The organism is Chryseobacterium cucumeris, from assembly GCF_001593385.1.
GTDB classification, from domain to species: domain Bacteria; phylum Bacteroidota; class Bacteroidia; order Flavobacteriales; family Weeksellaceae; genus Chryseobacterium; species Chryseobacterium cucumeris.
The window spans coordinates 858,994-884,176 of the sequence record NZ_LUVZ01000001.1; the positions used below are offsets into that span (position 1 = coordinate 858,994).

27 protein-coding genes and 1 tRNA gene are annotated in these 25,183 nt (G+C 33.5%); 12 read left to right on the forward strand and 16 right to left on the reverse strand.

Translation table 11 applies throughout. The features are described from left to right. Nucleotides 1–118: 118 nt before the first annotated feature. Nucleotides 119–922, reverse strand: coding sequence for a toprim domain-containing protein (locus A1704_RS03835; RefSeq protein WP_157885746.1), 804 nt, complete (start codon nt 920–922; stop codon nt 119–121). Between the two features lie 629 nt (nt 923–1,551). On the opposite strand from A1704_RS03835, the gene A1704_RS25065 reads away from it, so the two are divergent. From A1704_RS25065 to A1704_RS03845, 3 genes are read left to right on the forward strand one after another with little or no spacing between them, the layout of a single operon-like run. Then, nucleotides 1,552–1,680, forward strand: coding sequence for an ApeA N-terminal domain 1-containing protein (locus A1704_RS25065; RefSeq protein WP_157885747.1), 129 nt, complete (start codon nt 1,552–1,554; stop codon nt 1,678–1,680). A gap of 23 nt (nt 1,681–1,703) precedes the next feature. Beyond that, nucleotides 1,704–2,846: an ApeA N-terminal domain 1-containing protein gene (locus tag A1704_RS03840; protein ID WP_062670605.1), complete on the forward strand. Its 1,143-nt coding sequence runs from the start codon at nt 1,704–1,706 to the stop codon at nt 2,844–2,846. A 56-nt stretch (nt 2,847–2,902) separates the two neighbouring features. Further along, on the forward strand, nt 2,903–4,303 hold the full coding sequence (locus A1704_RS03845) for a hypothetical protein (protein ID WP_062670607.1): 1,401 nt from the start codon (nt 2,903–2,905) through the stop codon (nt 4,301–4,303). Nucleotides 4,304–4,666: 363 nt separating this feature from the next. Here A1704_RS03845 and A1704_RS03850 read toward each other — a convergent pair whose 3' ends face one another. Further along, nucleotides 4,667–7,552: a tetratricopeptide repeat protein gene (locus tag A1704_RS03850; RefSeq protein ID WP_062670609.1), complete on the reverse strand. Its 2,886-nt coding sequence runs from the start codon at nt 7,550–7,552 to the stop codon at nt 4,667–4,669. 388 nt (nt 7,553–7,940) lie between these two features. Here A1704_RS03850 and A1704_RS03855 point away from each other — a divergent pair, with 388 nt between their 5' ends. The 3 genes from A1704_RS03855 (at nt 7,941) to A1704_RS03865 (ending at nt 10,775) form a co-directional block, all read left to right on the forward strand. Then, on the forward strand, nt 7,941–9,113 hold the full coding sequence (locus A1704_RS03855) for a hypothetical protein (RefSeq protein WP_062670611.1): 1,173 nt from the start codon (nt 7,941–7,943) through the stop codon (nt 9,111–9,113). Nucleotides 9,114–9,645: 532 nt separating this feature from the next. Next, complete coding sequence (locus A1704_RS03860) at nt 9,646–10,080, forward strand: hypothetical protein (protein ID WP_062670620.1); 435 nt, start codon at nt 9,646–9,648, stop codon at nt 10,078–10,080. Between the two features lie 8 nt (nt 10,081–10,088). Then, nucleotides 10,089–10,775, forward strand: coding sequence for a hypothetical protein (locus tag A1704_RS03865; RefSeq protein ID WP_062670622.1), 687 nt, complete (start codon nt 10,089–10,091; stop codon nt 10,773–10,775). A 101-nt stretch (nt 10,776–10,876) separates the two neighbouring features. Here the strand turns inward: A1704_RS03865 and A1704_RS03870 are convergent, their stop codons facing one another. Continuing rightward, the gene (locus A1704_RS03870) at nt 10,877–11,467 is read right to left on the reverse strand and encodes a DUF6904 family protein (protein WP_202967936.1); all 591 of its coding nucleotides are present in this window, start codon (nt 11,465–11,467) and stop codon (nt 10,877–10,879) included. Between the two features lie 158 nt (nt 11,468–11,625). On the opposite strand from A1704_RS03870, the gene A1704_RS03875 reads away from it, so the two are divergent. Together A1704_RS03875 and A1704_RS03880 are read left to right on the forward strand one after the other, a co-directional pair. Continuing rightward, on the forward strand, nt 11,626–11,898 hold the full coding sequence (locus A1704_RS03875) for a MerR family transcriptional regulator (RefSeq protein ID WP_062670624.1): 273 nt from the start codon (nt 11,626–11,628) through the stop codon (nt 11,896–11,898). Continuing rightward, complete coding sequence (locus A1704_RS03880; RefSeq protein ID WP_062670626.1) at nt 11,885–12,187, forward strand: hypothetical protein; 303 nt, start codon at nt 11,885–11,887, stop codon at nt 12,185–12,187. Before A1704_RS03875 ends, A1704_RS03880 begins: the two co-directional genes overlap by 14 nt. 52 nt (nt 12,188–12,239) lie before the next feature. Here the strand turns inward: A1704_RS03880 and A1704_RS03885 are convergent, their stop codons facing one another. The 5 genes from A1704_RS03885 to holA all read right to left on the reverse strand — a co-directional run bounded on the left by A1704_RS03885 (nt 12,240) and on the right by holA (nt 17,133). Continuing rightward, nucleotides 12,240–13,616: a site-specific integrase gene (locus A1704_RS03885; protein WP_065119512.1), complete on the reverse strand. Its 1,377-nt coding sequence runs from the start codon at nt 13,614–13,616 to the stop codon at nt 12,240–12,242. Nucleotides 13,617–13,906: 290 nt separating this feature from the next. Next, nucleotides 13,907–13,991 (reverse strand) — tRNA-Ser (locus A1704_RS03890). A 140-nt stretch (nt 13,992–14,131) separates the two neighbouring features. Beyond that, on the reverse strand, nt 14,132–14,344 hold the full coding sequence (locus A1704_RS03895; RefSeq protein ID WP_062670628.1) for a hypothetical protein: 213 nt from the start codon (nt 14,342–14,344) through the stop codon (nt 14,132–14,134). 524 nt (nt 14,345–14,868) lie between these two features. Next, nucleotides 14,869–15,813, reverse strand: a complete 945-nt coding sequence (trxB, locus tag A1704_RS03905) for a thioredoxin-disulfide reductase (protein ID WP_062670632.1) — start codon at nt 15,811–15,813, stop codon at nt 14,869–14,871. A gap of 282 nt (nt 15,814–16,095) precedes the next feature. Then, nucleotides 16,096–17,133 (reverse strand): DNA polymerase III subunit delta, encoded by a 1,038-nt coding sequence (gene holA, locus A1704_RS03910; protein WP_062670634.1) that lies wholly within the window; start codon nt 17,131–17,133, stop codon nt 16,096–16,098. Nucleotides 17,134–17,140: 7 nt separating this feature from the next. Between holA and A1704_RS03915 the strand changes: the two genes are divergently transcribed. Together A1704_RS03915 and A1704_RS03920 are read left to right on the forward strand one after the other, a co-directional pair. Further along, nucleotides 17,141–17,572: a type I restriction enzyme HsdR N-terminal domain-containing protein gene (locus tag A1704_RS03915; RefSeq protein WP_062670636.1), complete on the forward strand. Its 432-nt coding sequence runs from the start codon at nt 17,141–17,143 to the stop codon at nt 17,570–17,572. A gap of 195 nt (nt 17,573–17,767) precedes the next feature. Beyond that, entirely contained in the window at nt 17,768–18,511 is a 744-nt protein-coding gene (locus A1704_RS03920; protein ID WP_062670639.1) for a dienelactone hydrolase family protein, read from the forward strand. Between the two features lie 64 nt (nt 18,512–18,575). On the opposite strand, the gene A1704_RS03925 is transcribed toward A1704_RS03920, so the two are convergent. The 8 genes from A1704_RS03925 to A1704_RS03960 all read right to left on the reverse strand — a co-directional run bounded on the left by A1704_RS03925 (nt 18,576) and on the right by A1704_RS03960 (nt 23,162). Next, nucleotides 18,576–18,956 carry a PEGA domain-containing protein gene (locus tag A1704_RS03925; RefSeq protein ID WP_062670641.1) on the reverse strand — a complete coding sequence of 127 codons (381 nt, stop codon included), beginning with the start codon at nt 18,954–18,956 and terminating at the stop codon, nt 18,576–18,578. A 243-nt stretch (nt 18,957–19,199) separates the two neighbouring features. Continuing rightward, complete coding sequence (locus tag A1704_RS03930) at nt 19,200–19,571, reverse strand: cupin domain-containing protein (RefSeq protein WP_062670643.1); 372 nt, start codon at nt 19,569–19,571, stop codon at nt 19,200–19,202. After that, on the reverse strand, nt 19,568–20,095 hold the full coding sequence (locus A1704_RS03935; RefSeq protein WP_062670645.1) for a GNAT family N-acetyltransferase: 528 nt from the start codon (nt 20,093–20,095) through the stop codon (nt 19,568–19,570). The genes A1704_RS03930 and A1704_RS03935 overlap by 4 nt, the downstream gene beginning before the upstream one ends. Nucleotides 20,096–20,098: 3 nt before the next feature. After that, the gene (locus A1704_RS03940; protein WP_062670647.1) at nt 20,099–20,701 is read right to left on the reverse strand and encodes a DUF2911 domain-containing protein; all 603 of its coding nucleotides are present in this window, start codon (nt 20,699–20,701) and stop codon (nt 20,099–20,101) included. A gap of 128 nt (nt 20,702–20,829) precedes the next feature. After that, a complete protein-coding gene (locus A1704_RS03945) occupies nt 20,830–21,435 on the reverse strand; it encodes a CDP-alcohol phosphatidyltransferase family protein (protein WP_062670648.1) in 606 nt (201 codons plus the stop codon). Between the two features lie 57 nt (nt 21,436–21,492). Next, nucleotides 21,493–21,999 carry a methylated-DNA--[protein]-cysteine S-methyltransferase gene (locus A1704_RS03950; protein ID WP_394360705.1) on the reverse strand — a complete coding sequence of 169 codons (507 nt, stop codon included), beginning with the start codon at nt 21,997–21,999 and terminating at the stop codon, nt 21,493–21,495. A 45-nt stretch (nt 22,000–22,044) separates the two neighbouring features. Then, the gene (locus tag A1704_RS03955; protein WP_062670650.1) at nt 22,045–22,590 is read right to left on the reverse strand and encodes a DinB family protein; all 546 of its coding nucleotides are present in this window, start codon (nt 22,588–22,590) and stop codon (nt 22,045–22,047) included. A 53-nt stretch (nt 22,591–22,643) separates the two neighbouring features. Next, the gene (locus A1704_RS03960; protein ID WP_062670653.1) at nt 22,644–23,162 is read right to left on the reverse strand and encodes a Crp/Fnr family transcriptional regulator; all 519 of its coding nucleotides are present in this window, start codon (nt 23,160–23,162) and stop codon (nt 22,644–22,646) included. A gap of 69 nt (nt 23,163–23,231) precedes the next feature. On the opposite strand from A1704_RS03960, the gene A1704_RS03965 reads away from it, so the two are divergent. Then, complete coding sequence (locus A1704_RS03965; protein WP_062670655.1) at nt 23,232–24,086, forward strand: hypothetical protein; 855 nt, start codon at nt 23,232–23,234, stop codon at nt 24,084–24,086. 18 nt (nt 24,087–24,104) lie between these two features. Then, complete coding sequence (locus A1704_RS03970; RefSeq protein ID WP_131797469.1) at nt 24,105–25,133, forward strand: hypothetical protein; 1,029 nt, start codon at nt 24,105–24,107, stop codon at nt 25,131–25,133. Nucleotides 25,134–25,183 lie beyond the last annotated feature (50 nt).

Sequence of the window (25,183 nt, forward strand, 5' to 3'; positions counted from 1 at the left end):
ATTGGCTGCTTTTTTTAGCCCCTGCGGGCGAGGAAGAAACTTTGTTGGGATCGAAGTGACCTTCAAAGTTGCGAATGAGCTCCTAACTTCTGCGGGAAGCTTGGTAAAAAGCGCCGTCCTACATCCTTCTGCGCAATCCTTTCGTTGGCCTGTTTTTTTCTTCCTCGCACGATTCCTGTTTTTCTGCACCGTCATTTTTCTGTTTCGCAAGAACCTCTGCTTTTGGAGCAGGGACGGCTTGTCGCTGTTTCTTTGCCATTAGGTATGCATTCAGGTCTTTATGTTCCGCATAGATGTGTGAAAAGTCCTTTGCATGGGGATAAACCTTTAGAATTTCATTGGTTGCTTTCTTGCCAGTTTTATCATAATCCAGAAATAGATTGATCTCAATATAGCCTTTCAGGGCATCAATGGCTTTTTTGAGTAAACTTGTCGAGTTGAGAACAAGCAGTTTTCCTTGATAGCTCCCTTTCATTTCAATGAAGGAGAGCGCGTCCATGAAGCCTTCTACAACGGCTACCTTGCCATCAGGAATTCCATCATGATGTCCTTGTTGAGCCCCAACGCTCTGGGTTGCTGGACTGATATTCAGGATTGAGATGTCCTTACCAAGCAAAGCACCTTTGTAGTAGGGATTTCGGACTTCCCAACCTCCGGATTGGTTCTGAAATCCAATCGCATAATAGGATTTTTCTTTCATGGTAAACCATATTTCCTTTACATACCTATATACTTTGGACGATAATCCTCTTTGACCAAGATATTGTAAAAGATTGGGGTGCGTCAGTTCCTGTACCTTATCTATCCTATATTCGGTAGGTGTTTTCCTAGCCTGATGAGATTGCTGGTGAAAAGAAGAAAAATTTTGAGCGGATGCCCATTCTAGAACACCTTTTACGGATATAGCCAGGTATTTCTGCATAAAATCCGTATTGGTTCCACCGATACCTTCGGAGAACAAATACCAGACATTAAGGCTCCTATCAACTTTGAAAGAGGCTTGGTACTCAGTGCCGAAGGGACTGAGATACCAGGCTTCTTTTGCATTTTGACGGATTGGAAGGTGTCCGAGAGTATAGAGAATCTCTTCCAATCCTATGGAATTAAATTGCTTACAGTTCATGTGTAATATAATTTTTTAAGAAAATACTACTTTCTACGCTTCATATACTTTACTAGGTAGTACTTTACTTTGCTTTGCTTTAAATTACCTAATGGATCCCTTGCTTAATTCTCATACAATCGTCCATATTGCTATTTATTTTCTGAAAAAGAGATATTTCTGTATTGTTTTAGCAGTATATAATAAATAATTCCTGTAAAATGCTTTTATTGTTGTAAAATCATTTTACAACAATAAAAACGTGAACACAACACTTCAATAATAAAGTATTTCAAGATTTTTTGAAATAAACTATTGAGTTTAAGAAAATTTATAATTTAGTGCCATATTAATTAATTATAAAAATATTGTTTCAAAGAGAAAAATATAGTTTTCAATCAACATTCTGAATTGAAATGATAAAATTTAAAAAAATTATAAAATAAAAAATGGTTAAAGAATTTGAAACGGAAGGTTACTGGTGGAAACCAGAAAGTCCCGAAAATCGAATTGCAGGAATTTTACATTATAAACCGAATTTTGAGACTGATTTAAGATTATTTGGTGATTTGGTATAGATTCTGATTTTATATTAAAGCAAATGATTACAAAAAGTAATCCTCCTAAAATAATTTGGGGAGAAGATAAAAATGCTAATAAAATAACACTAATAGTTTTAAGTGTTGGAGAAAAACATCTGAATCTTTCTAGTACCTTTCCCTTGGTCCACTATAAAATTTTATATGTTTTTAAAGGTATACATCTGCTTTCTAAAGAAGATAATATTTTTGAGGAAATTGATTTGGAATTGGAATCTTTAACCCCTTGGATGAATTCATATCCTGTCCAATTATCAATTCCTATTGTAGATAATAAGCTAACAAATAACTTTACATTGTCTTATACAAAAGATGAAAATAAATTGTTTTATGACATTAATGAAAATTTTGAACTCTCCATTAGTGCAATAGCTAATTATACTGATTTTTACAAAGAAGAAATTACTGTAAAACAAAGGTATATAGTTACTATAAAAAGTGACAAACCTACCAGTTTCTTTCATTTAATTAATAAAGCACACAGATTTCAATCGTTCCTGAATATGGCTACATTTAACCATAATAGTTTTCTTAGTTTATGTCTTTATTCTTCAAATCATTTTCTCCAGTTAAATGATAACAAAAAAATACCTCTCCCTATTGAGTTATTTTTTAAACAATTTAATAAAACAATCACCAACAATAAGTCCTTAAATGAGAATTACTTATTTAGTTTCCATAGTATTGAATTTCAATTTCAAAATCTAATCAAAGAATGGTTTTCTTTTGACAAAAAAATAATGCCTATTCTTCACCATCTCATTGACAGTATACAAGATAAACCTATTTTCAAAAGTACTGATTATTTGATTATTGCTCAGGCACTAGATGGATACCATCGTCGTTTCTTTGATAAGGAGCCGGAAAAAGATAAATCTCTCGAAAGCAGATTCAGAAATTTGAAAAACTTCTTTGCTAAAGAAGTTTTAATCATTCGAGAAATTGACACAGAATATGCAGCAAACTCAAGAAATTACTATTCACATTTTTATAATAAGTTGCCCAATGAGAAGGTAGCGGAAGGCATAGATTTATTTAACTTAACTAAACAATTGAGATACTTACTTATTTGTTGTTTTTTACATAAGCTTGGACTAGATAATATAAAAATCAACGAAGTCCTATCTAAACACTCGGAACATTGAAAATTGATATAAACAACATTAAATGAATTCATTAATATTAATAATGACGTTACCATATGATGAGAATATATTGTGATAAAAATATCTATTCAACAATAAAAGAAGGTAAGAAAAATTATAATCCTGCATTGAAGAAATTAATGGAACAGTTGAAGGATACTTTTATTTTTACTTATTCTCATGCTCACCATGAAGATTTAGCAAATTCTGATAAAGCATTTTGGGAGGAAGATTTACTACTACTGGAGCGATATGCGAAAGACCACTATTTCAATTATGATCCGATAAGAAAATTTACTGATTGTTTATTGGCAAAGCCTACGGAATCTTTTTATGATACAGACTTTGATGTTGCTAAAATTTTTTTAAGTTTAAAAAGTAATTTAATGGAGACTCTATTTCCACAAGCTGAAAATGGTTCGCTAAATGATTTAAAAGAATTTATGAATATTCTATGGGACATTTCTTTACCTCCATTTGAAAACATTGATCAAACAAGTAAAGAAAATAAAATTCTTAAAAAATTTTTTCCTAGCGATGATAATCTTACTATTGGAAATATACTGGAATGCTTATTCAGCTCTGGAAAAAAACTTCTAACTGATAAACAAGAAGTCATTGATATAAAAAAGTCAATTGAAGAATATGTGAGCAGTGATAAATATAGTTTTGAAAAATGGAAAGATCAATTTGATCTAAAATTTCAAGAAAATTTTAAAGACATTGCCTTTACAGAAATGATGAATAAAATATTTGACAATATTGATAGTTATAATGATTATGATAAATTCATTTTCTTTTTTAATTCTTTAGAGTTATACAATATTACTAAAGACAAGCCGCTTAGAAAAACACAATCTTTAAATAGTATAACTATTGATGCTAATCATGCATGGTATGCTTCTTTCTCTGATTTCCTAATAACAGAGGATAAAGGGCTTTCAACAAAGGCTTATATTACATACAAGTTTTTTAATATCAGAACTAGAATATATAACGTCAATGAATTTTTAGATAGAGGACCAACTTTTTTACGACAAGAAGAGAATAAGATCGATTCATTTTTTGGAATTTTAGATTATGAGTTAGAAAATAGTCTTATTTTAAAAGATAATATAGACAATATTTTAATAGAACAATCTATAAGACAAATAAATTCTCATATCTTTTTTAATTACTTTAATAGAATATATCGAAATAAAAATTCCATTACGTTATATTGCCAAAGACATGTAAATGCAAACTTTACAATGTACAGAGAAGCAGAACTGCTAACAAATAAAATTGTTAAATTATTTGGAGCTGACTGCGATCATAAAGGCTATTTTGATTTTTCAAACGAAAATCCAGAGAAAAATATCATTAGAACGTGGATTTTCAACGAATTGAAAATAACATTTGGAAATGCTACTAATGATCATGGACATTGCTATTTTCTAGAATTCCTTATTGAATAAATATTAGTTGTAAAAACTTTTGACAGTAAAACAATATTATACTAAGTGAAAAGAAGACACAGGAGCAACACTTAAGGATCTATATCATTTTCTGAACTATTCTTCTTCTTGACCGATTAATGAAAGGCAAGATACTTAAAGAATTTACCTTGTGGAAGGTAATGCTCTCAGCCTTCAAGTCGGGTATAGATTAAGTATTGATGAAATCTACTTTTACCCAATTATGGTATTAATAGAACTATTTCCCTGAATTTAAAAAGAAAGAAATGTATTAGTACGTGAATCGAAAAAATAAACTTTACGATTGGGTATAGAAGCAAAAAAGCTACTTATTTATTTCTTATGCAATATCCTCAAAGCTTTTTAATCGTTCGCCTTTTCTTGCATTAACTCAAGTTTATTTTCATAGATTAAACTTAGATCATTATCGTTATTAGCTTTAGCTAAAGATATCAAAAACTTATACATTTGTATGGTTTGAGAGTTTACTATTTCCTGCGATTCCAAGATCTCGACACATATTTTTTGATAAACAACAGCATTTTGAAGATTATTTTTGAGTAAAGAGTATTCTGAAAGCTTATTGTAATAACTAGAAAGCAGAAGGTCATTTCTCTTTTCAATAGGAATTAAATTATGATATTTAATAGCCTCCTTGATAAGCGATTCTGATTGATCAAAATCATTCATAATACGATGAAGCTCTGACAATATCGTGTATCCAACTCCAATTTGGGCATCATTATAAAAGTTATACTTTTTTCGTAGTGCAGAAACTTTATTGAAGCATTTAATGACGTTTTCAAAATCATCTATGAAAAGATATGCTTGAGCTAAATTATTTATTGTGGTTATAAACATTAGTAATGCTTTTTCCTTAAGGGAATAGGCTTTTTTACTAAAAATCTTAATAGCTTTTTTCAGATATTCAATAACTTCATGTATTGAGGTTTCTTTATTTAAACTTAATGCCAAATTATTATAAATAGAAGCTAAAGAAATATCTTCTTTTCCTAAATAGCCCTCGGTTCTTTCAATCAGATCTCTCCATAATTCTGAGGTATTTTCCCGGATAAAGAAAAAGGACGATAAATGTAGATATTCATTTTCGAGCATCAAAAGCGGTTGGTAGATAATATTCGTTCGGTATTCCTCCTTAATTGTACTTAGAATAGATTCTGCATATTTTAAAAACCTGAAGGATTCCTTTGGGGTATTATAACCGTCTGATAATCTACCGGAAAGCCAGACTGTATAATGGACTGAACTAGCAAAGGCAGCCTTCCCATTTCTTGTCGAGTATACAATTGCATCTTGTAGCACTTTGTGTATTCGGATACTTTTTCTGTTATTTTCATATTGTATAAACCCTTTTTTTTCCAAAGAATTCGCCCAATTGATAAATTGGACTTTATTCCCATCATAAAAATCCTTACCGCAGATTAGTATTAAATCTTCAATCACAATTTCCGAGGATGGTAACAATGAGAGATATTCAAGAAAACACTTCTCGTCATTCTTGAGCCCCTCGATCGAAAATTTTTGAAGGATAAAGTCAAAAATTCGGACAGATTTACTCTCTTCATCGGACAATTCAATGTCTATTTTTAGCAATTGATTATTGAGATCTTGCTTCTTTAAAGAATCAAAAATAAACTCTAATGTTAGATCAAATCCATTCTCGATTGTTTTGGCTACGAGCTCAATAATTAGATTGTTGAATTCAATATATTCTAAAAAGCCTTTAAAAACAGTATCATCTATCTCGTTTGTACAATGCATTTCGAATAGTTTCTTTGCATTTTCAAAATTCAGATGAGGAAGTTGAAAAGGAGAATATAATTTATAATGAGTACGAGAAAGAATTATTTTTTTCCAATTTCTTAAGCTAACAATTTTACTTAGGTTAGTGACATTTTCTACATTTTTCTGGATGTCCAGTATAATAAGATTGTTAGTTCCATATTTATCAAGCTCATTGACTATTATATTGAATTGTTGTTCAATGGTCAATTCTTTATCTAACTTGATATGTAAATTAGAAATCAAGAGTTCATTTAAAACTAATGCGGTATATAGAGACTCTTCTACATTTAGCCAAATAACATTATTAAAATCATCTCGATATTTACTCAAAAACTTTTTTGCAAATGTTGTTTTTCCAACACCTCCAAAATTGTAAATTGATATTAGGCTCTTTTGATTAAGAATATCATAAATTTCCTCGATCTCATTGTTCCATCCAATAACATCATCTATATTATTAAGATAGGGAATCAACGTAAGATCAGTTTTCTCTATTTCGTTAATTTTTAAGTTATTAAGAACTAAAGTATGTTTCTCTTGTATAGCTTCAATATTAATAAGCCTTTCTTTTAATTCTTCGATTTCAACCCCAATTAAATGGATGAATTTCGCATCGATTTTATGTTTAATGTCAACATCTGTTAAATCTAAAAGCCTTTGTAAATCTAAAATAGTGACACATCTTTTAGAGACCTCAGTTTCTTGTGAACATCTATTGATCTCAGAAAGCAAAACCCTAAATATTATTTCTGTAGACCTACCATTGAAAGCTTTGTCATTTAGTAAGGTAAAGATCTCTTGTTTAAGTTTAGTGATAGCCACTTCTGTTGTTTGCTCTCCAAACTCCCAGTGAACAGCCCTACAGAAATCTTCAATAAGCAAATCGTCTTCAAAAATGGAACAGATATTTTTATAATTTTTATTTATTTCTTGCTTTTTATCATCTGAAAGATTTTGGCGATTAAGTTTCGATTGTCTGATTTTATTGGATTCACCTTTGAGTATCTCTTTGTTCTTTTTCTTTAAAACAGCCAAGTCGAGGTTATTATCAAAGACCTTTCTGTTAAACCATTTTTCCAATAATTTTTCATTTTGTGTAATACCAGAGTTGGTCACAAAAGAAAAAACAGGAAAGACATTATTCTGCCTATAGTCTAGGTAAGTAATAAAGAAGTCAAAGATAGATTGTTTGATTTCTTTGGAATTTAAACTGAACTTTGATGAATAGCATTTCAATTGGGTAAAAACATAATCATTCCCAACCTCTTTAATGTCATTATCCACTTCAGTATAAATAGGATTCTCAATACCATTTACAAAATTGGTTACCCATTTTTTTAAAAGGTGTAAATACTGATAATAAAAGCCTCTATTAGTAAATATGGCATCAGTATTTCTTTTAAAAAATTTTATTGAGTCTAGATCTATATCAATGTTTGGCATTATATTTCTGAATTGGATTTTTTAGGTTCCAAATATATTGTTAATTGTTAGATTACGGTAGTCTTTAAACATCAATTTGCATTTATATCATTATTAATGTTTAAGCCTTATCAACCATTTTCTAGTTAAAACGCCATAATTCAGCATCTGATTTTTTTTAAAGTAGGACTAATACAACAATAATCACTTTAATTAATATACCGTTCATCTAAGTTTTAAATAGATTAAATGAAAAATTTATATTTTTAAAAATCAGGCAAACTTTAAAGAATAAAATTTAAAAACAGATTATCAATTAATATTATTCCTTGGAAACAAGATAATTAATGAGTTCCGATAATATGATTTGCCAATCAAATGAACCTCTAAATGAATAAAAAGTCATAAAATGGAGCAAGAAAAATATTACTTTGAAAATCCTTCCTCTTCCTTAAAAATATTTTCCGAAATAGAGATTGATGCAATAAGTACAGACTATAAAAATGGAGCTAAAATTCTAGAAATTAGAACAAAATATGGAATAACAAAAACGGACAGTTTTTTCAAACAATTGCCTTATAAGCTTAGTAGTGAAACTTGTGAATATTGTGATGGTTTTATCTATACTAAAATAAAAAGAACTGGTAGCTATATTGAGGAAGTTAAACTATGTAGAAACTGTAAACATGATAATTCTGGAAACTGTTGTTGTGAGCAATGTTCTAATAAAAAGAATGCCAAAATCAAGGAAAAGAGAAGAGCTTTGCAAATGATTTGGAATGATTTCTATATCGAAAACTATAATTTGAATTATACACTAAACGACCTAAGTATTTACGATGAAATTCATCTTGCATTGCTTATTGAGTCTTATTCAAATACAACAGATCTCTTAGATTTCTCCAATTTTAAGCAAAATAGGTTTCAAATACACAGAATTTCTCAGGAGTATTACTCAATAATAAGTAATTTTATTGACCGAAAAATTCTAATTCCTGATATGTATTATTTTGATTCTTTTTATTTATCAAATGAATCATTACCTAATATAAAATCGTCAGGAATTAATTGGATTCTCAATATAAATAAATCATCGGAGGGGTTATTTACACTTTCTGAACTCGCTACAATCATTAAGGAGAGATCTTATGGTTTTGAGGACAAGGAGGTATTATGGAAAGAAGTTTATTATTCTGAAGTTAAGGAATATATTGATTTTCAATCAGGTAAATATCTTAAAATAAAAATTGACGATCAGATTATTGAACAAATAGTTGACTATCTATTACCTAAGTTTCCACTATCAAAAGCCTATGCTTTAATATATTTTGCTATTAACTCTTCAATGCGATACATACATGATTATTCTGCAAATGAAAGAAAAGTAAATTCATATTTTCGGAATCGAATGAACGAACTCATGCTAAAATTTCAGGATCATAAAAACTTAAAAGATTATAATAGACCATTACAAATTGAATTAAATTATTTTAATAGATATGTCCTTAAAAATATACTAAAGCAGGAAAACACATATTTCTATATTTCAACTGACAAAGTGTTTAATAATATGAAAGGATAGGTGCAATAATCAATAGGCTCATATTTATATCGATCTTATATCCATGTAAAAACATAAAAGTAAAGGCATTCACTTTATTGTTGTTTAAATTGCATTTCTGACTTTATACCGTAGTCTTGAATATTATGTTTGAGAATGGTATTGTCTGCCTTGATTTTATGTTTTGATTTTTAAGTAAAAAAACGCAAAAATAAAGCCCTTGATGAATAATATTCTTGTAGTGCAGCAGTGTGAAGAAATGATTTATAAGATATATTATACTGTTATTCTTATGGATGTAAATTAGGAAACTAAAGGAAAAACAACACCTCTCAGTACAATAATAAATATCTATAACCAAAAAATGTGATTTTTGTTTTGTTTCAAATATCATAATTGCAGTAATCGCAAAAACAACCTAATAAATTAAGAATTCAAATATTTTGAAAGAGAATTTGTCACTTAATACAGAGTCATCTTCATATAGAAATAGCCGGGTTCTTTTTGAAAAATATAATGTTTAAATTTGTTTAATAAATCAATTTTTAGTTCTATGAGAATAAGTAATGTTAAAAATAATAAAGGTGTTCAGACAGGGCTTTTTATTCCAATTGAAGAGCTTTCGGAATTAAAGGATAATCTAAAAGAGAATTCCCAAATGAGGTTTTTATTGGAGGATCTTATGGAAAAATGGCAAGAGGAGAATATGGTTATTAATACTATGATGCCTGAAGGACGGACAATAAGAGAAACACATGATAAAAGCATTAAGACCACAGAGAGTCTTTACCGTGAGGCTTTTGCAAAAGGAGTATCGCTGCACTATAAAGATGGCAGATGTGCCGCTGAAAGAGAATTTATCAGTGCCAATCCTGATGGCTCAGAAGATCTTGTGGCTTTTGATGCTGATAACAGAAAGTATTTCTTTATAAAGCAGCTTTTGCCAGCTGGAAAAGGACGTTGGGCTTATGTCAATGATAAAAATTAGCTTTAATCATGAGCAGGCCACAGTTCTTTCTTTTGGCAGGTCCTAATGGGGCAGGAAAATCGACCTATAGTGGTGATTTTATTCCTGAAAATGTATTTTATTTCAATGGCGATGAAATCTATGCGGAACTTTTGCGCAGATATCCAAATTATGACCGTGAGAAACTTAAAGGAGGTGTACCTTCACGACTGGAAAAAGAAATAGAGACTGCTTTATCTCTGAAGAAGGGCTTTGCATTTGAAAGTAATTTTTCAACCGATATGGCAGCCCAGGTCGCTAAGATATTCAGGGATGCGGATTATCAGACCAATCTCATCTATTTTGGGCTTGACAATATTAGTTTGGCAACTTCAAGGGTTATAGACCGTGTCGCCTTGGGCAAACATGATGTAAGTGCCAATGATATAAAATTTAATTATGATGAGGGCATCATAAGAGTCAATAAACATTTTGACCTCTTTGATATAATTAGATTTGTAGATACTGCAAGTGTAGGCGTGCCTCTTTCAATTGCATTTTATCTGAACGATAATGCAAACTGTCAAATAATGAATAAGAACATCCAATGGTTTAATACATATTTTAGTGACAGTCTTAAAAAATATGCCATTGATAGAGCTGAAAAACTTACTCAAAGCAAAAAGCAACAAATTCAAATTAAACCTCCTAAAAAAGGACGGGGGTTTCGTCGGTGAAGTAGTTCATTTTTTCTACCATTTTAATCCTTCATAATTAAAATTATCATCACTAAGTTCAAGATCAGAAATTTCGCAGTCAAGCCTTTTTGCTTCTGTGGTCAGAAACTTCTCATAACCGCTATATTCCTCAGAGTAATATACTCCACGTTTAAGAGATCAGGAAGTTTTCTAAATGCTTTTTTCCCGCCTCCCAAAAGAAAGAAGTCAAGATTTATACTTCTCATATATTGATAGATATGATTATTTCCGCCATAAAGACCATCTTCTATAAAACCTTTTAAGTTTCCTGCTCCAACTTCATCATAACTATACATCGCTTTTTCCAACCAAAACTCGACAAGTAAAATTTGTGAGAGATCAAATTTATTGGTTTCAGCATATCTCATATTGAATTTTAATGCTGTAAGTGAAAACAAAAAGTGAACCCATGATATGGTAGCTCCCAGGTAAGGTAATTCTTCAAATGTTAAATGATTGCTATCCCTTTTTAATCGACTGCCTTCTTTTGCCTTTCGTATCTCATAAGAAAAACCACTGATCAGGGTATCACGGTTATCAAATCCTTTTTTGTTGACCTTATTTTCATCATTCCAGAATTTGCTGATTACTTCGTAAAAATTGTTCAAATCATCATAGGTTCCCCAGATTTCTACTCCTAAGCCAAACCTGGTAGGAATTATATATAACATATTTAATTTTATCACGAATATAATGAATTATTTCTTCCATTAAGTATAGAAAGCATACGGTATTTGGCAAATATCGGAAAAATGATACCACTATATACCATATAACTTCGGTATGTTACTTAAAACAAGATTTTTGAAGTAAATCAAAAATCTTAGATATGGATACAATTACAAAAAAAGATCTCGAAATTCTGAGAAATCAGATCATTTCTGACATTGGGAATCTTCTTGACAATAAATTAGAAGATAATAAAGACTCTGAGGAGTTTGGATGGATGCGGAGCAAAACGATCCGAAAAAAACTTAATATCTCAGCCGCTACACTGCAAAATCTGAGAATCACCGGGAAAATTAGATTCAAGAAATTACTGGGGTCATATTATTACAATAGCGAAGACCTTCAAAAAATATTCAGTGATGAAAACGAATGATCCAAAAAGATGGTTCGACTTCCTGGATTATATCGCAGGAGATCCATTGTTGAATGTATGGCATATTTCCTTATTGGTCGCAATAGCGAGACTTGCATATAGACAAAATGAAAAATGGATCATTAGGGTCAGTCGAAGTAAATTAATGACACTCTCACATATCAATACCCTGCCCAGCTACCATAAGTATTTTAAGCAGCTTCAGGAATTGGGTTATATCAAATATACCCCTTCTTATCATCCCGGATACCGCAGTACGGTAGAAATACTGAAAAGACCCAAAGGCTGAATATCAAATAAGCTTCAATACACCTGTTTGTATTGAAGCTTATTTGTTCCTTTTATATCATCACCTTGACTGTTTCGAGCATATTTTGGAAAGCATCGCATCTATTGGTAAACGAAGCATCGATAGTTTTTGCCTGTGCATTTTTAAGTTCCTGAAATTCTTTTTCGAGCTGTTGGAGGAATTTTACAAGATTGGTATTGAATTGATCGGCTCCTTTCAATTTCATTTCTAGCTCCTTCATTTCCCTTGCAATTGTGGCCTGTTCGGTAATTGCATAATCCTCGGTCTGTTTGACAGAGTAGTGGCCCAGCATTTCCTTTACAACATGGATCGAAACCCCATTATTAAGGGTTACGGTACTGGCAAAGGTTCGTCTAGCTTTATGCGTGTTGAGTAGAGTAAATACCCCACAGAGAACGGCGATTTCTTTGAGATACTCATTCATTTTCTGATTTGACCTACCCGGAAGTACAGTTCCTCTTTTTTTGCACAAGGGGTCATCCTTGTATTTAGCAATGATTTCAAGTGCTTTGGGCAAGAGTGGGATTTCAGTGTCCGACTTAGACTTTTGCCTGCTAGACATGATCCACATACTACCGTCGTCGGTCTCTTTGATGTCTTCCCATCTGAGTTGATATGCGTCGATATATGATAATCCGGTATAGCATTGAAACACAAAAATATCACGTACCACGGTCAGCCTTTCGGAACTGAATACTTTTTCTTCAATTTTTCTAAGCTCCGCCTTTGTCAGTGGTTTCTTCTTTATTTTGGTTTTCTTGCTTACAAAAAGCTTGAAGGGATCTTTGGGGATGATTTCTTTAGCTACAGCCCTTAGAACTATTTTTTTGAAATTGCTGATATACTTTAGAGAAGTATTATTGGAACATTTTCTGACAGTTTTAAGGTACAGATCATAATCCTTTACAAAAGCATAGTTTAGTGCACTGAATTCCAGATCCTCCTTATCATATTTGTATTTGATGAATTCCTGCACATGCGAACGTGCAGTAATATAGCGGTCATGTGTACCTTTGGCATACTCCTTTGTGATAACCAAGGCAGCTATTTCATCATTATGCTCCTGAAATTCTTCCAGTACCTTATTGCGGGGTTTGTATTTTCCATTTACAAAATTAATAAGGTCTATTGCAGTAATAGGAACGCCACTATTTAAAAGATCAGTTTTGTGATTATTGATTTTAGTGGTCAATGATTCCAGAAAAAAATTCAGTGCCTTTGCATCCTCTTTTGTTCCTGTTGCTTTTCCTTCCTTCTGATCCCATCTGTTTACATCCCACTTTCTTTTAGTGGAAGTTTCTTTAGGGACACCATCTACGGTAATTCGTAGATAAACGTGACGGGTGGTCTTGTTCTTTACATTTGAGCTCTTCAAAAAGAAGGTTAGCCCATAACTCTGCTCTAACATAATTCAACATTTTAAGGGTTATAAATGTCAAACTAAAAGCGCTTTAAATCAAGTCGTGAAAACTGTTTACAGGTTAACTATCAAATAGTTGTGCTTGTATTTGTGGCAATTTTCTAGATTTCGAATATTGCCACGAATCTGCCACAAACATTTGGAGTATTTTTGAAAATTATGGCAGTAGCCATAAACAAAAAAATCCTGCAAATCATTGATTTTGCAGGATTAATCTATTTTTTAGTGCTTTTTGGAAACTTTAAAAAATAAATTTTAAAGTACTAATTAGCATCTTGCGGAGAGTGAGGGATTCGAACCCCCGGACCTGTTACAGTCAACAGTTTTCAAGACTGCCGCAATCGACCACTCTGCCAACTCTCCCTAAACTCCGGCTATACCGTTGTTTTCAGTGGTGCAAATATAGAACGATTTTTAATTTCTGCAAAACTTTTCCCACACAAATTTTAACAAAACCTAATAATAGACTAGGAATCAGGGGAATTATTTTTTGAAAACCTTCCCTATTCCCTATCAACAATGGAAATAAAACTGTTTTTTAAAAAATCAGACGGATATACAAACTGATCTCCATCTTCTCCCTTTACTACAATAGCACCCTGTTCATCATTAAGGCATTTGTCCAGCTGGGTTTTCATGTCATTAAGGGCTCCATTGGGAACTTCAATGATGTAAGTTCCGGTAACGTGTGTAACTTTTATGATTTTTGTTTCCATTTTGTTTTTGATTATGGGCTAATTTAGGGATTTTACTTTACGCAAAACAAGATGATCATAATAACTTATCTATCACTTTTACTCAATCGTATAGTCGTAACCACCCCGTCAAAAATTCAAAGAATTTTTGCCACCCCTCCAAAGGAGGGGAATGTGTACGTCTTCAGTTGTTATATAGATGGTCATGAGGATTTTGGAAATATTTCTGGAAAAGAAAGCTATTTATCTAATTTCTTAGCGAATATTGGGTATGGAGAGATGTTGAATGTTGTAAGCGCAAAGGCGCAAGTAATATTAAAAAAAGACTGTTATAAGGTGCAAAGATTTTATCTCCGATAAAATTGATAACGTATATTCTTTACTGAAAATCTCATATTGAGCGAAGTCGAAATGTTCTTACACCTTAAAATCATACATAAAGTAAAAAAAACCTTTGCGACATTGCGATTACCCGACAAAGCTCAGGTATATAGGAACAAAAAAGCGCACCCTTCGGGTACGCTTTGTATTGTATACACTGAATACTATCCGTGTAATTCAGCTAAATATTTTTCTGCATCCATTGCCGCCATACATCCGCTTCCCGCAGCTGTAATAGCCTGTCTGTAGATATGATCCTGAACATCTCCGGCCGCAAATACACCCGGAAGATTGGTTCTTGAAGACCCTTTTTCAGTCACGATATATCCGTTTTCATCAAGATCTACCTGACCCACAAAGATATCTGTATTCGGTTTGTGACCGATAGCAATAAAGATCCCTTCAACATCTACTGTAGACTTCTCCTGAGTCTGATTATTGATGATTACCGCTCTTTCTACAAGGCTGTTTTCTCCTTCAATCCCGATTAATTCATGGTGGAATCTCACTTCAATATTCGGCGTATTTTCCACTCTGTGAACCATTGCTTTTGACGCTCTGAAAACATCTTTTCTTACCAACAGCGTTACTTTTTTACAAAGCTTTGCTAGGTAAGTAGCCTCTTCAGCAGCTGTATCTCCCGCTCCTACTACTACAACATCTTTTCCTCTGTAGAAGAATCCGTCACACGTAGCACAAGCTGATACACCGCCTCCTGCATATTTTTTCTCATCTTCAAGACCTAAATATTTTGCTGTAGCTCCTGTAGAGATAATAACTGTTCTGGCAAGGATCTCCTTGTTTCCTGCATATAATTTGTGAACACCGCCTGCTTCTTTGGAGAATTCAGCTTTGGTGATCATTTCGTAATGAACTTTGGTATCAAATCTTTCTGCCTGTTTTTGCAGATCCATCATCATTTCAGGACCTGTAATCCCGGCTGGATACCCTGGGAAGTTATCCACTTCAGTAGTGGTTGTTAATTGTCCGCCCGGCTCCAAACCTGTATACAATTCAGGTTTTAAGTCTGCTCTTGCTGCGTAGATAGCAGCTGTGAAACCAGAAGGCCCAGATCCAACGATCACACAATCTAAAATGTTTTGCTCCATAATTTGCTTTGTTCGAAAAGATTTAATTTGAATTAGACCGCTAATTTCGGAATTTTTAATTTCTTTTTAAAGTTATTTTAATGATACTTGTCAATATCTGATATGTTGAATTTCGATGGTAACTGTTGTGGGGTGAATTCCGGGGTTCGGGATTCGAGATTCGGGGTGCGGGTTTCGGGATTCGGGTTATTTTGTTACGGAATTTAGATTGGCAGGAAATTTAAAACTTTTTTAATGTCCTTTATCCATCATATCCCGAATCTCACTATCTCGCAACACGCATCACACCTTCATCTTAATCTTATCTACATTGATGATCTTATACACAAGTTCCCGAATCAGCTCAGCTTCTCCCATATTTACCGCTCCGAGCCCTTTACCTTTCATATCGAATTCACGTAAAATAGAAATGACTCTTGTAGCATGTTTCAAAGGGTAAAGTCTGGCACTTTCCGCGTAGTCTTTGATAAAATAAGGATTCACTCCCATCTGCGAAGCAATCGTTTGTGGAGACTGCCCTGCCATGGTTTGGTAAATAATAACGTTTGAAAAATAATTATAAAGACTTGCCAACATCATGACAAAAGGATTATTCTTCGGGTTTTTACCCATAAAATGGGCAATTTTAAAAGCTGCATTGGCATTTTTAGTTCCTAAAGCCTTCTGGAGCTCAAAAATATTATATTCTTTGCTGATCCCGATATGATTTTCAACGATGGTTCCATCAAGGATTTCTCCTTCTTTAAGGATCATCTTTAGCTTGTTCAGCTCGTTGGCAATTCTGGACAGGTCATTTCCCAGATATTCTGCCAACAAATGAGAGATATTGGGAGCTGTATTGATTTTAAGCTTTGCACATTCATCTGAAATCCATTTCGGTAAGTTGCTTTCCTTTACAGATTCGCTAAGGAAAAGGGCTTTGGCTTTATCTAAAGCTTTGGCAGCCTTTTTTCTGCTATCCAGTTTCTTGTGTTTATGAGCAAAAACCAATACCGTTGAAGGAACGGGATTTTCTACATAGGCTTCCAGAATTCTGTTTTCCTCTTCATTGAATCGTAAATCCTGAGCTTCTTTCACAATAATCACCTGTTTGTCTCCCATCATCGGAAACTGTCTTGCCAGGGAAAGAACTTCCTGATAAGAAGTATCTTTTCCATAAGTAACTGTCTGGTTGAAAGCTTTTTCATCTTCTTCCAAAAAGTTATGTTCAAGAGCCTTTACAGCGACATCAATGAAGTAAGCTTCTTCTCCGTGGAAAAAATAAATAGGTAAAACTTCTTTATTTTTAATATTTTTGAGGATTAAATCTAATTCTTTCATCTTATTAATGGAACTTCCAAAACTGAATTTTCAGGAAACTTTTGATTTTAAATTCAAGAAAGACAAAGATAAGTTTTTTATTTATGATTTGGTCCGCAAAACTTATCTTCTGCTCACTCCTGAGGAATGGGTCAGACAACATTGGGTACATTATTATCTTACTGTAAAATCCTACTCCACATCGGCTCTGATCACCGAAAAAAAAATTATCCTGAATGGTCTTACCAAAAGGATTGACCTTCTGGTTACTGAAAAGACCGAACCTATAATTCTGATTGAATGTAAAGCACCGCAGATCAAATTAACGGAAAAAACATTTGAACAGACTGCCCGGTACAATTCTATTATCGGTGCCAGGGAAATTATTTTAACAAACGGTTTGCAGCACATTAATGCCTATTATGAAAATGAGCAATACCAGTTTTACAAACCTGAGTAAGGCTTATAACATTAGATAATTTCTGAAAAGTATTAAATAATATTCTATTAATATTCTTTCTGAGTTATTTTTATTAATTTCGATAAGATTTCTTTTCAACACTAATCACAAATTTTTACACGAATTGCACAATTGTTATTGGTTGTATTTGTGAAAAGGATTAGTGTAATCTGTATTAAAATTAAATTACAAAATATGATACGTTCCATCTTATTAACTGCAATGATTATGGCTTCAGGAAATCTTTTCAGTCAGAAACTTAAATCTGTTTCCTACCAGGACGGTTCCCAGAAACTTAATGGTCTCATCACTTCCAATGCCGGAAAAAAACTTCCCGGAGTACTGATTCTTCCAGCCTGGAAAGGTATTGACGAAGAAGCTAAAACAGCTGCTATTGAACTCGAAAAGCAAGGTTATATTGCTTTTATCGCTGATATTTACGGTGAAGGAAAAATTCCTGCAGATAACGAATCTGCTGCAAAAAGCTCAGGGTATTACAAACAGAATTATCAGGAGTACCAGAAAAGAATTTCGCTGGCATTGGAGCAGTTGAAGAAAAACGGAGCCATTTCTGATAAGGTAGCGGTTATCGGCTATTGTTTCGGAGGCACAGGAGCACTGGAATCAGCAAGAGGTCATCTTCCTGTAGCGGGTGTTGTTTCCATCCACGGAAGTCTGGGCAGAGATCAGAGCAGAAAAAATGAGGCTTTAACAGCTAAAATTCTGGTTGAAAATCCGGCTGATGATAAAAGTGTAACTCCTGAGGATTATAATAACCTCATCAAAGAAATGAATGAAGGAAATGCCGATTGGCAGATCATCACATATGCCCATTCTAAACATACATTTACAGATCCGAAATCACCGGATTACAATGCAACAATGGCCAAAAGAGCATGGAATCATACGTTGCTGTTCCTGAAAGAAATTTTGAAATAAACATAAAAAAGGCAAATTCATAAACTGATGAATTTGCCTTTTTACTTTTATATTGTTAGCTTAATTACGGTTTAGCCTGAAGCTCAACATCATATTTCTTTGGAGAATATTTGGTTAGAGAACCTGTTGCAGCATCAATTCCCACTCCTATTGCTCCTCCAAGAATAATATTCAGTAAAGTCACGGCATTAAAAGTTTTTGTCAGTTTTACTTCTTTCTTCTCGAATCCTTCTTTTTCAAATGTAACCATCTGCTTACCCAAACCTCTTGGAATTTTGGTTGTACAAGGTGTTGTACATTTTTCAATTCCCTTGTGAAATACTTTTGCTCCTTCAGGGCTTGAAGAAAAAGCGATTGAATCCTGAGTTCCTGTAAAAATGGTTGCACATGAAGTGGTAGAAAGCGCGATTGCCAGCATGAATACAATCGATAATTTGTTTTTCATAGATTTTAGTTCATTTTTTTAAGTCCGCGAACTTACAAAATAAATTGAAACTATCAGGCATGAAAAAGAAAAAACTATTGCGAAACCTTTTATTGAAGGGCATTCTTAATAAAAACACATTGAAAATCAACTTCAAAGAAATCAGCAATTCATGATTATTTTTTCATGATGGTGTAATTACACAAAAAAAAAAGCAAATCCACTATTCTCAGATTTGCTTTTTTATATTTTTTAATTCTTTTCTTAGTCTACGCCTTCCTCTTCCCTATGCACCAATTCCATAGAAAATGCAGGAAGACAGATCGCAAGATATTCACATGGTTCTGAAAACGGATTACTATAACGGATTCTCGCTCCTTTTTCAATAAGAATACTCTGTCCTTTTTCCAACGTAACAATTTCTCCATCTATTTCAAATTGCTTTTTTCCTGAAATAATGTAGGTAAATTCATCAAACTCAGGAGTCTGGTGAGGCTCACTCCAATCCGGAGGTGCTACCATATGAGCAATGGAAACATTGGAATTCCCTGTTGAGTTTCCCCAATGTTCTTCAATCAGTTTTCCGTCTGTAGTAGGCACTACAAATGGGGACTGCTGTATTTTATATTTTTTCATACCCAGTATTCTTTTTTAATTTCATATACGAAATTGGTTCTTGTAGGTTCTGCAAAATAAGCCACTTCTTCTTCAGCTATTTTTTGTCCTCCCAGTCTTTCCAAAGCTGTCTGTGAACGAAAATTCTCTTTTCCGATATGAAAATGAACTTTGTCTACAAACTGGAAAATATAATCCAGCATCAGCTTTTTAACCTTAGGATTAATGCCTTTTCCCCATGATTTTGTTCCGTAGAAAGTATATCCGATGAAAATATGATTGTTCTCTTCATCAAAATCATAATAACGGCTGCTTCCCAATACATCTCCGGTAGCTTTCTCCATAATTTTGAAAGCACCTTTACTCTCCATAGCTCCTGTGAAAAAGTTTTCAAAAACTTCTCTCTTATAACGGTCTTTGTTAGGATGCTGTTCCCAGACTTTAGGATCGGAAGCCACTTCATATAAAGATTCAAAATCCCCTTGCTGTAAGGGGATTAATTGAAATTCTTCATTCTCTAAAACAGGCTGAACAGAAAAATTCATTGCTTAGCCTTTTTTAGTAGAATCTGATTCTATTTTCTTGATTTCTTTCAACTTGTCGGAAATCTTGATAACAGTGTCTAATTTGGACGGTTTCAAAGGAACTTCTGCCTGAGCCATATCCCATTTGATAACCAGGTTTCCTGAGTTTTCATCTGTAGGATTTAAAGTGATTTCAAACCATTCCTGTTTGTCTGTCAGTTTGTTAACCGGTACCGTAACGTCTACTACATCCTGTTTTGGATCGTAAGTATAAGCTCCCCATTGCTGGAAATCTTTATTAAGGATAACTTTCCATTCTTTTTCTGTAGGAACGATGAACAATCCGTATGTTCCTGCAGGCACTGTTTTCCCACCGAAGTTAACGGCCTGTCCGAAAGTAATTTTTGTAGAAGAGTTCGCTCCCGCTCTCCAAACCTGGCCATAAGGAACCAGTTCTCCGAAAATTTTACGTCCCTTCACTCCCGGTCTTCCATAATCAATGGTAATTTTAGACATTGAAAACTGCTGCTCAACCTTCTGGCGCGGACTTGCTGCCGGCACAGAATAATCCTGAGCAAAACTGAATGCTGAAACTGAAATGCAAACTGCTGCTAGTAACTTTTTCACGTGTAAATTTTTGTTTAAAATTACAAAATTCAGAGCGAAATAGCTTTCATAAACTTCGTTAAAATTTGTTTTACCGATATTTTTCTATGACGGTATTTTTTAGCCAAATCTTTTTTAAAAGTAAATAATCAACTATTGAACAATTTATTTTTCTTAATCGTTTTCCCTTTTCTTAGTTGAATGGAATGAAAAACAGAAGGAACATCATTCGTCCAGGTTTTCAATATAAAAAGAATAGCAATAATCTCTGCCCTTGTAAGCAGGCCAACCCAAAAACAAAGGTTGAACAGAATGACAGACTGACACTGTAAAATAACCTGAACTAATGTTCCAAAAAGTACTAAAGTCCAGATCTTGGCACCAATAGAGTGTGTTGCTACTTCCTTTCTGAATCTTAAAAAGCTTACCAGATAAATAAGAGCTTCAGATCCTGCAAGAATAATTATTTTGGAAGCGTTTGTTTTGAAAAATTCAGGGCATTGTATATATGCTGCAAGTCCTACCGAGATAAAGAAAATCTGATCAACAGTAGAATCCATACGTCTGAGTTTCTGAGTTGAAATCTGAAGATGCCTTGCTATAATTCCATCAAAAATATCAGTTAACAACCCTATAGATAAAAGAACGACAGTAATTGCCTGAAAATTTTCTATTGTAATGAGACTTAAAGCAATGATGAGAAAGCCAATAATCAATCTGGAAAAGATTAAAATAACCGGAATTTTTGATTTCATAAAAGGTAGCAGAACTTGTGATAAATGCCGGAATATAGGGATATTTTTAATATATTTCTAAAATAAGATAGCCTTTTCCAGCTCCAATAGTTTTTGTTTTCTCCAGATACCTCCGGCATACCCTACCAACTCGCCGTTGGAACCTATCACACGATGGCAGGGAATTAAAATGGCAATTTTATTGATACCGTTGGCTGTTCCTACGGCACGTATCGCCTTGGGGTTTCCCAGTATTTCTGACTGTTGTTTATAAGTCCTTATTTCTCCCATTGGGATTTTGCGAAGAAGCTGCCATACTTTTTCCTGAAACGCAGTTCCTGTAGTGAACAATGGAACTTCAAACTGACTTCTTTTTCCTTCAAAATATTCTTTCAGTTCCTCTTCCAGCTGTTTGAAATGAGGATGTTCTTTTTCTAAAATTTCTGCTTTCAAAATCTTTGACAAAGCCTTCAACTGTTTTTCAATATTTTTCCGGTCTGTAAATTCCAGCAGACAGATTCCCTGATCTATGGCACAGGCAATCATTTCTCCCAAAGGGGTTGATATATGTTTTTGGTGTATCATTTCCATTCGTTTAAAATTAAGCTTTTTGGAAATCATAACTTGTTTTTAATCCGTTAAAATTCTTTTTATCTGTTCAACATGCCTTGCATTATGATAAATAACAAAACGAAAGGTATCTCCCAACTTCAGTTTGATCAGCTTTGAAATACTAATACTTGTTTTTGTTTTTTCTAAGTCAATAAATTGAGCCTCTTCCAGTAATTCAAGCATTTTTTTCTGCTGTTTTATGAATGTATCCACTACGCTTTTATCCAGATTACTGTGGATAGGATTCATGGCCTTAAGCGTTTTCATCGTATTCAGTTTCTCTTTGGGAAGCATACTTTTAGCAAAATAATTCCCAAGAATTCCGGGCTTAAAATAGAGTTGAGAAGGTTTTCCGGAAGAAGAAATTGTACGGCTTATTTCGGGAATATAAAAATCTCCGTAGCGGTTAAGATGCTCCAGACATTCCAATGTACTCCAGCTTTCTGTTGAAGTTCTGAAATTCAGATCATGTTCCGTCTTTAAAGACAACATTTCAGCGAATTGTAAATGTTCTTCAGTTCTATTTCTTAATTCATTCAGGAATTCTGAGGTTGAAATTTTCATTACGTTTTTTATGCAAATATGCTGATCAGAATGTTCTTAAATCTTGACTGAACTCAAGATTTTTTTAGTCTGGACAAAGTTTCCGGTGACATCCTCAGATAATTGGCAATATATTTATTGGGAACTTCCTGAAATAGTTTTGGACTTCGTTTTAAAACCCTTTCAAAACGTTCTCCGGGAGCATTGATGAGCAGATCTTTTTCTCTTTCAAGCTGCTGTAATACGAGATCTTCAAGGACATTCATCCAGAATTTCATATGTTCTTCGTCCGATTGTACGAACGCATAGAAATCCTGTTTTGAAGCTATTCTTACCGTTGTTTTCTTAATCGCCTGAATATAAAGATCCGAAGGTTTTCCCGATAAAAAAGAATCCAGGCTGACAATAATATTTCCTGTGTATCCGAAACGAATGATCCTTTCTTCATTTTCATCCATCATAAAAATCCGGACACTTCCGTTTTCAATACAATAAATAGAGGTATCTGTACTGCCTGAAATCTTCAGGAACTCATTTCGTCTGAATGCTTTCTTTTCCCAATGGATTCCACTTTGAAGCAATTTTTCAACCATTTCATTTTATTATTTGCTTTTCCAAAGATAATAGGTAATTTTAAAGTTTTAAAACACTAATCACTGATAATGCTCAAAAGAACAGTACTTTTCATACTGCTTTCTGCCGGATTGTATGGTATGAAAGCACAGCAGACCATCCCCTTCCGGATCACAAAACACAATAATATCATTGTAAAGACCCTTGTCAACAAAAAAGATTCGCTCAATCTCATGTTCCAGATTGCCATGAAAGATTATGCAATTTCTCCTGATGGCAAACAGAAAGCAGCACATATTATTTTCAATAAAGAAGAACTCAGCGATAATAATACTGTTGAGATCGGAAAGATCATCCAGGAAAATGTGCGTTTTTTTGACAATCAGCTGACAGGTCATGAAGCAGACGGAAAAATCGGAACCGGAATTTTTGAAGGGAAAGCCTTTAAAATTGATTACGACAATAACCAGTTTGTGATGTATAACAAAATGCCGGATCTGCAAGGCTACCAACCCATCAACATCATTCCGGATCATGAAGGGTTTTATCTTGCTGCAGACAATATCCTTGAAGGCGATCAGCAGCAGGAAACCTATTTTGTTTTACAATCCGGGTTTTCCGGAGCTATTCTTTATAGTAATGAGTTTGCTGAAGAAAAACATCTGGAGAAAAAACTTAAGATAACAGGAGATAAAACACTAAAGAATTCTCAAGGTAAAACGTTAACGACCAAACAAGCTGTTCTACCCTATTTCAAATTGGGAAATAGCGTGTTCAAAGATGTTTTCGTAGGATATTTCTCAGGTGAACTGAAAATACAAAATGTAAATTATCTCGGTGCTGATATGCTTCGCAGATTCATCTGGATCTTTGATGCTGAAAGGAAAATGGCTTACATTAAACCCAGCAAATATTTTTCAGAACCTTATTACAAAATGAATTAGAATATGATAAACACTTTAATGCTAAAAAAGATTATAAAACCCCAAACCGTCGCTGCGCTTTTATTTTTGCCATTGGCTATTGTAAGCTGTAAGAAAGAAGAAAAAAAAACTGTTACCACAGAAACACATCCGACGAATGATTCTGTAAAAACAGCAAAAACTGAGGAGAAAATAGATTATACTGATTTTAATATTTTCAGTCTGTCCGTTATTTCATCCGCAGAAAAAGATTCTGATATGGATATTTTCATTTCTGTTTCAGATATTTATAAGGGGGAACAACCGATTCCTGCAGCTATTATGAAAAATCAGAAGCAGATGACTTATGAGGAACGTCAGCATTTTGAACTGGATGCACCCAGCAGAAAAAAATTGCTGGATGGGACTCACCTTACTGAAAATGATTCTCTCTACATCTATGAGTATGGCTCTAACCAACTTCAAAAAATGCCTGTCAGCCAATTAAAAGCCGTGGCCTACTTAAGTCCTTATTCAGATGATCAGGATTTAGACCCGGATTCTTATATGATGGGTTTCCAGGTGGCAACTCATCAAAAAACAACTGAATACGATCGTTATACTAATGCCATCGCCTATTTTGGAAATCAAAATCCGTTTGTAGACAATAAAATGAAAGCTGTGAAATGGCAAAAAGCCGGCGCTGATGTTTCAAAAAAATACTTTTCTCACTCAAAACTGGCTCTGGGAAAAACTTATCAGTCCCAATATGAAAATCTGACCTATTATCTGCAGGATTATCTTGAAGAAGGAAATATTGTAGAGCGTAAACTGGCAGTCATCAATGATCGTAAGGAAAAAATTGCAGAGAAGATATTCAGCCTTGCAGGCAGTGATGGCGGAGAGTTTCTTCCTCTTTATGGAATAGATGCTGATGAATCTAATATTTTCCAATATACAGGCCATCTTTTCAAAGGAAAACCTCCGGTTATTTTTGGGTTCATTGCCCAGTCTTTTGGCTGTCCTTCCATTAATTTTTTAGATCAAAAGGAGAAGGATTTCCCGATTAATTGTGATAACAGGCATTAATTCCCGGAAAGAATTTATTCCGATTTCTAGCGGAATGTCGAATTCTCTGG

What these genes read in the sequence shown, in the direction of transcription:
- A1704_RS03835 (WP_157885746.1), bottom strand. Translation starts at nt 922, where the DNA reads ATGCAGAAATACCTGGCTATATCCGTAAAAGGTGTTCTAGAATGGGCA.
- A1704_RS25065 (WP_157885747.1), top strand. Translation starts at nt 1,552, where the DNA reads ATGGTTAAAGAATTTGAAACGGAAGGTTACTGGTGGAAACCAGAAAGT.
- A1704_RS03840 (WP_062670605.1), top strand. Translation starts at nt 1,704, where the DNA reads ATGATTACAAAAAGTAATCCTCCTAAAATAATTTGGGGAGAAGATAAA.
- A1704_RS03845 (WP_062670607.1), top strand. Translation starts at nt 2,903, where the DNA reads ATGATGAGAATATATTGTGATAAAAATATCTATTCAACAATAAAAGAA.
- A1704_RS03850 (WP_062670609.1), bottom strand. Translation starts at nt 7,552, where the DNA reads ATGCCAAACATTGATATAGATCTAGACTCAATAAAATTTTTTAAAAGA.
- A1704_RS03855 (WP_062670611.1), top strand. Translation starts at nt 7,941, where the DNA reads ATGGAGCAAGAAAAATATTACTTTGAAAATCCTTCCTCTTCCTTAAAA.
- A1704_RS03860 (WP_062670620.1), top strand. Translation starts at nt 9,646, where the DNA reads ATGAGAATAAGTAATGTTAAAAATAATAAAGGTGTTCAGACAGGGCTT.
- A1704_RS03865 (WP_062670622.1), top strand. Translation starts at nt 10,089, where the DNA reads ATGAGCAGGCCACAGTTCTTTCTTTTGGCAGGTCCTAATGGGGCAGGA.
- A1704_RS03870 (WP_202967936.1), bottom strand. Translation starts at nt 11,467, where the DNA reads ATGTTATATATAATTCCTACCAGGTTTGGCTTAGGAGTAGAAATCTGG.
- A1704_RS03875 (WP_062670624.1), top strand. Translation starts at nt 11,626, where the DNA reads ATGGATACAATTACAAAAAAAGATCTCGAAATTCTGAGAAATCAGATC.
- A1704_RS03880 (WP_062670626.1), top strand. Translation starts at nt 11,885, where the DNA reads ATGAAAACGAATGATCCAAAAAGATGGTTCGACTTCCTGGATTATATC.
- A1704_RS03885 (WP_065119512.1), bottom strand. Translation starts at nt 13,616, where the DNA reads ATGTTAGAGCAGAGTTATGGGCTAACCTTCTTTTTGAAGAGCTCAAAT.
- A1704_RS03895 (WP_062670628.1), bottom strand. Translation starts at nt 14,344, where the DNA reads ATGGAAACAAAAATCATAAAAGTTACACACGTTACCGGAACTTACATC.
- trxB (WP_062670632.1), bottom strand. Translation starts at nt 15,813, where the DNA reads ATGGAGCAAAACATTTTAGATTGTGTGATCGTTGGATCTGGGCCTTCT.
- holA (WP_062670634.1), bottom strand. Translation starts at nt 17,133, where the DNA reads ATGAAAGAATTAGATTTAATCCTCAAAAATATTAAAAATAAAGAAGTT.
- A1704_RS03915 (WP_062670636.1), top strand. Translation starts at nt 17,141, where the DNA reads ATGGAACTTCCAAAACTGAATTTTCAGGAAACTTTTGATTTTAAATTC.
- A1704_RS03920 (WP_062670639.1), top strand. Translation starts at nt 17,768, where the DNA reads ATGATACGTTCCATCTTATTAACTGCAATGATTATGGCTTCAGGAAAT.
- A1704_RS03925 (WP_062670641.1), bottom strand. Translation starts at nt 18,956, where the DNA reads ATGAAAAACAAATTATCGATTGTATTCATGCTGGCAATCGCGCTTTCT.
- A1704_RS03930 (WP_062670643.1), bottom strand. Translation starts at nt 19,571, where the DNA reads ATGAAAAAATATAAAATACAGCAGTCCCCATTTGTAGTGCCTACTACA.
- A1704_RS03935 (WP_062670645.1), bottom strand. Translation starts at nt 20,095, where the DNA reads ATGAATTTTTCTGTTCAGCCTGTTTTAGAGAATGAAGAATTTCAATTA.
- A1704_RS03945 (WP_062670648.1), bottom strand. Translation starts at nt 21,435, where the DNA reads ATGAAATCAAAAATTCCGGTTATTTTAATCTTTTCCAGATTGATTATT.
- A1704_RS03950 (WP_394360705.1), bottom strand. Translation starts at nt 21,999, where the DNA reads ATGATACACCAAAAACATATATCAACCCCTTTGGGAGAAATGATTGCC.
- A1704_RS03955 (WP_062670650.1), bottom strand. Translation starts at nt 22,590, where the DNA reads ATGAAAATTTCAACCTCAGAATTCCTGAATGAATTAAGAAATAGAACT.
- A1704_RS03960 (WP_062670653.1), bottom strand. Translation starts at nt 23,162, where the DNA reads ATGGTTGAAAAATTGCTTCAAAGTGGAATCCATTGGGAAAAGAAAGCA.
- A1704_RS03965 (WP_062670655.1), top strand. Translation starts at nt 23,232, where the DNA reads ATGCTCAAAAGAACAGTACTTTTCATACTGCTTTCTGCCGGATTGTAT.
- A1704_RS03970 (WP_131797469.1), top strand. Translation starts at nt 24,105, where the DNA reads ATGCTAAAAAAGATTATAAAACCCCAAACCGTCGCTGCGCTTTTATTT.